Raw genomic sequence first — 255 nt, forward strand, 5'->3', positions numbered from 1 at the left:
GGAAACAGGTTAATATTCCTGTACTCGGTGTTACTGCGAAGGGGGGACGGAGAAGGCTATGTTGGCCGGGCGACGGTTGTCCCGGTTTAAGCGTGTAGGCTTGTGTTCCAGGCAAATCCGGAACACTCTAAGGCTGAGGCGTGACGACGAGGCACTACGGTGCTGAAGCAACAGATGCCCTGCTTCCAGGAAAAGCCTCTAAGCTCCAGGTAACACGGAATCGTACCCCAAACCGACACAGGTGGTCAGGTAGAG

At 55.3% G+C, this 255-nt stretch carries 1 rRNA gene; it reads left to right on the forward strand.

Features of this window, described 5'->3' with window-relative positions:
* A 23S ribosomal RNA gene (locus tag ACA373_RS22210) occupies window positions 1-255 on the forward strand; the annotation flags it as partial.

Source organism: Erwinia sp. STN24, assembly GCF_041320675.1.
GTDB lineage: Bacteria > Pseudomonadota > Gammaproteobacteria > Enterobacterales > Enterobacteriaceae > Erwinia > Erwinia aeris.